The sequence below is a fragment of the Streptomyces sp. NPDC060027 genome (assembly GCF_042737005.1).
In the GTDB taxonomy this organism is placed as follows: Bacteria; Actinomycetota; Actinomycetes; order Streptomycetales; family Streptomycetaceae; genus Streptomyces.
The window spans coordinates 1-3,970 of record NZ_JBHWVI010000393.1 but is presented as its reverse complement, the minus strand read 5'-3'; the positions used below and the strand labels follow the sequence as shown (position 1 = coordinate 3,970).

The window sequence follows — 3,970 nt, the reverse complement described above, 5'->3', positions numbered from 1 at the left end:
GATCCACGGTGACGTCCCCACAGCGGATAGAACGCTCAACTTCCGCCCCGGACACGGCAGCCAGGAGCGATCCACCTCATTGTGTTAGCCGTTGTTAACGCCCTCTAAGAACGTTACCGTTCAGGCAGACCATCTCCACACCATCACAGAGTGCGAATGCTCGAACCGCCAAAGGCTCTGCACACGCCAACTCGGTCTTCGCTCGCAACTGCTTCGTCACCGGAACACGGTCGCACAGCGGCATCAATGTCTCTGCTCAGTACACCGACAACGACAGGCAGATCGGAGCAGGTGCTCAGCTGAGGCAACCTCGGCAGCACTTCCATTTGGACGCATTATGGGTCGCCCCCGCACGGGGTAGCGCGGCCGCGACCGTGTGACACCGACAAGCGGCTGGGCGGGGCTACAGGTAGTGGCCTGCATTGCTTTTCGCCGAGGACCACAGCCAGACCAGCCGAATCGCGGCCGCAGCATTCACGACTCGTCAGATGGAAAGATGATTCCTGTGAGATCGCGTCTCGAATTGATCTGCAGTTTCGAGTAGGTGTGCTGCAGATGGTTGTCGACAGTTCTTACAGAGAGTACAAGGCGCTCGGCGATCTCTTGATTGGTCAGTCCGCGGGCAGCCAACCCTGCGACCTCCCGCTCACGCGCGGTGAGCGGGAAGGAACTTGCAACGTGGAGGCCAGGAGTCTTCGCCGACCCGCAGATGCCTGTCATCCGATCGACCAGTCCTGTCGCAGCGGATGCCTCCTTCCACTGCTTCATTCGGCTGTACGCCAGGGCAGCCTGAGATGCACCCTCCGCTGCCAACAAATACAACCCCTGCTCCTCGCACTCCCGGGCGGCAGCATGGAGACGTTCCCCTTCAGCCACTGCCATGGCGCCTGCCATGGTCGCCCAGGCATGTACAAGAGGATTACCGCTCCCGTCTGCCAATTCAGCAAGGCGCCGATCGACACTAGCTGCACCATTCAGCCGAGCTGCCTCGATGAGAAGCCACGCCTCGTTGAGATGATATCCAGCATTCGCGGCGCAATCAGCACCTTCCACAAGTTGACGGACGGCTCTCCTCAAATCCCCATCTGCGGCAGTCACCCAAGCTTCGGCAAGAATGACAAGATGGCGACACGCGATGGGCTGGGTGTCAACGTCCTGAATATTCGTTTTCTGGAGGGCCAGACGCGCCTCCGCCGACTTCCCGTATTGCCCGGCAACAACGGCCAATCCGGCCTGAGCAAACACCAGCGGGCGAGAGTGCCGATGTTCACGGGCCAGTGCAGATCCCTGTGTGAACCAGAACTCAGCCTCCCTCAGGCTGCCAGTGACCAGGTGGCAGCGTCCGAGGTAGCAGGCTGTCCACACTTGCAGCTCTATGGCTCTAATTTCCGTCGCCTTGTCGAAATTACCTCGCGCGATCGAAATCGCCTCTTCAAGACGCCCACAGTCCCCCAAAATTATGGTCCTGAACAGGTCGGCAGCGCAGCGCTGATAAACTGTCGATATCCGGTTCGCAACGGGCTCATTCGCGAAGTAGAAGCCATGAAGGTCATCCAGTATTTCAATAGCCACCTTAGAGTTTCCGCCCCAAGATAGTGCAAGTGATTTCTGAAGCAGCCCCCAACTACGCATCCGGATGTCTTCGATCTCATCTACCTCGCTCAAGCATCGAAGCGCCGCGTCACAACCATGGGTAAATAGCCGATATATTGCTTCGTTGGCGATGAGAATTCGACGTCCACTTGCACTCGAAACGCGTTCGACGGCTTCACCGGTGACTTCCAACGTAGCCTCGATCCCACCGAAGAACCAATAAAGGTTCGCAGAGCGCTGTTGCGTGGCATAGATGAGCTGTTCGTCTGTTTGAGCCACCTCCTGTGCGTGACACAGCCACTTTTCAGCCTCGGCGGGTCGATTCATGTGATAGCTGGCTTCGCCCAGCATCAGACAGATCTCCCAATCGAGATCGCCCTCCGGTACGCCCTCAAGCATGTAGGCCACCATCGAGTAGTCATGAGCATGCCGGGCTAGTCGGACAGCCTGCAGCAAGGTAGCCTTTTCTACAGTGTCGCCGGCTGCGAGCTGCCACATCGCTATCCGCAAAGAATCCTCTCGACGCCTATGGCGGAAGGATGAAATTCGAGCAATTTGCTCGCGGTAGATCACCCTTTTCCTTACATGTGACATTCGTTCAATGATTGTTTCGCTGTAGAGCGGATGCGCCAGGACGCAATAGGTCCTGCGCCCTTCCGTGGTCACGCGGATGATCTCATGATGCTCAAGGCCATCGATGGCGTCAGCACCTGCGAGTGACTCGAGGACATCCATGGACAGCGGCTCGCAGAGCGCCAGGGTCTCCAGAATTCTGTCATCGCCCTGAAACCGTCCGAGCCTCTGACGGATCATCTGAGCCAGTCGCACCGTATGGGTCAAGGGGCCATCGAGTTGCCACATCTGGTTCTTCATCACCAAAATACCGCTAACCAACGCACTGGAAACCAGTTCACGCAAGAACAGGGCATTTCCACCGGATACCCGAATCAATTCCTGAGCAGCCGTGTATTCAACGGGCCCGCCCAAGGCGTGGAAAAGCACGGCGCGGACTTGTTCGGGACTGAACTCCGGCAGGTTGACATGGCGGGTCGCCGACCCCAAATCCAAGGCCTCAACAGCATGAGCACTCGAAGCTGCAGTGCGAACGGTTCCGATCAGACGTATGACATTCGACGTGAGCAGCTGGTGGAGCAGCATGGCAGAGGTGTTGTCCAACAGATGAAGGTCATCGACCAGGATGACGACGCACCGCCGTGACCGAGTCGAGCCGCTCGCGGCCTGCAGGCTCGCCGCCACGCCCCGGAACACCGCAACAGGATTGCCGGGATCGACGTCTGGGGGTAGCAAATGAGCAAGCGCACCGAGAGGTATTGCTGCAGCCGCAGCCGACGCTGCCGCGCGAAGAACCGGGTGGCCGCTGCGGCCTGCAACTTCAAGGAATTCCTGGGCAAGTCGCGTCTTGCCCACTCCTTCATCGCCGAATACAAGGAAGACCTTCGTTGCAGGATCTGCCAAGTCCGCCACAAAATCTCGCAGTTCAGCTTCGCGAGCAACCAAAGGCCAGGGTTTGTGGTTCATGAAAATCCAAGCCGAATCTGATGAGCTATGAGTGGACACAGCACCGTCGCACTTTTGGATGCTGCTGGTGCAGACCGGACCAGCAGTGACTCAGACTGCCAATCGAATCCGGCTAGCCTCGGACAATGACCCGGCAAGTACCGGCTGCGGTGGACCGGAACTCGCACGAGATTCTCCTCCAGCAGTGTCCTTTAATACTTGCGTCAGCGACACTGAGGATCAGCAAGAGCGCGCATCCAGGACGTTTCATGCTCGATGCCAATCAGCATTCTTGCCCGGAACGATCTTTCCTCTTGCACTCGCAAGGCTACGACAGGGAAACAGAAGCCAAAGGACAAGTCGAAAGGCTGAGTTGCTACGTCCGGAACCAAGGACAGCCACCCGGCTGCCGCCAAGCGAGCCGAACCAGACCAACGTTCGCTCAGCATGTGGACCGCAATGGATCACGTCTTCATAAATCCCCCTGTGCCAGTCTCACCACGCTCCTCGACGGTCGGATGCACGGTGCTGGAACCAAATGATCACCCAGGGGAAGCCGTATGTGGATGGGTAATCGATACTCAAACACTTCAAGCCAGGCGGCCAGAACATGCTGCCGGTGTCGTAAACCTAGCCATTTCCGTCTACTGTAAGGCAGTTGACGACTGATCAATTGAAGGTGGAACCATCCACTTGGTCGCGGCGCGCGCCGGCTCGTGGTGTTCGGCGTATGGAGGGGCACACTTGTGTTCTGACTCCCTCTTACAACGGCTAACACAATGAGGTGGATCGCTCCTGGCTGCCGTGTCCGGGGCGGAAGTTGAGCGTTCTATCCGCTGTGGGGACGTCACCGTGGATC

1 protein-coding gene is annotated in these 3,970 nt (G+C 58.0%); it reads right to left on the bottom strand.

The genetic code is table 11. The features are described 5' to 3' along the window. Window positions 1-474: 474 nt before the first annotated feature. Entirely contained in the window at window positions 475-3,132 is a 2,658-nt protein-coding gene (locus ACFWBT_RS42155; RefSeq protein WP_385709882.1) for a LuxR C-terminal-related transcriptional regulator, read from the bottom strand. Window positions 3,133-3,970: the final 838 nt, after the last annotated feature.

Coding starts and splice junctions, on each gene's coding strand:
- ACFWBT_RS42155 (WP_385709882.1), bottom strand. CDS start 3,132: ATGAACCACAAACCCTGGCCTTTGGTTGCTCGCGAAGCTGAACTGCGA.